This window comes from Streptococcus oralis SK610, assembly GCF_000257455.1.
Taxonomy (GTDB): Bacteria; Bacillota; Bacilli; order Lactobacillales; family Streptococcaceae; genus Streptococcus; species Streptococcus oralis_CB.
Map to the genome: position 1 here is coordinate 1 of NZ_AJKQ01000016.1, position 702 is coordinate 702.

Consider the following 702-nt stretch of genomic DNA (forward strand, 5'->3'; position numbering starts at 1 on the left):
CCTCGGTAAGCTCAAGTCAATCCACCTCAGCGAGCTCGAGTCAATCCGCTTCAGTAAGTGCTAGTCAGTCCGTATCGGTGAGTGCAAGTCAATCAGCATCTATAAGTACGAGTCAATCTGCATCAGCGAGCGCCAGTCAATCTGCTTCAGCCAGCGCTAGCCAATCCGCGTCAGCGAGCGCCAGTGAGTCAGCATCTGTAAGCTCCAGTCAATCGGCTTCATTGAGCTCCAGTCAATCGGCATCTGTAAGCACAAGTGAGTCTGTATCGGCAAGCTCAAGCGAATCCGCTTCAGTAAGTACGAGTCAATCTGCCTCAGTCAGCGCAAGTCAATCCGCTTCGGTAAGTTCGAGTCAGTCAGCGTCGGCAAGTTCGAGCCAATCTGTATCGGTGAGCTCGAGTCAATCCGCATCAGTGAGCGCCAGTGAGTCAGTATCAGTAAGTGCTAGTCAGTCAGCGTCAGTGAGCGCCAGTGAGTCAGCTTCAGTAAGTGCTAGTCAGTCAGTGTCAGTCAGCTCCAGCGAATCCGCTTCAGCGAGTGCAAGTCAATCCGCTTCGGTAAGCTCCAGCCAATCCGCCTCAGTGAGTGCAAGTCAATCCGCCTCAGCAAGCTCAAGCGAATCTGCCTCAGCCAGCGCTAGTCAATCTGCATCAGCGAGTGCGAGCCAGTCAGCGTCAGCGAGCTCGAGTCAATCCACTTCAG

General features: G+C 53.8%; 1 protein-coding gene. It reads left to right on the forward strand.

Annotated elements, in window-relative coordinates; genetic code table 11:
• Positions 1–702 (forward strand): hypothetical protein (locus tag HMPREF1115_RS11850; protein WP_002882278.1); only part of this gene is annotated, 702 nt, incomplete at both ends.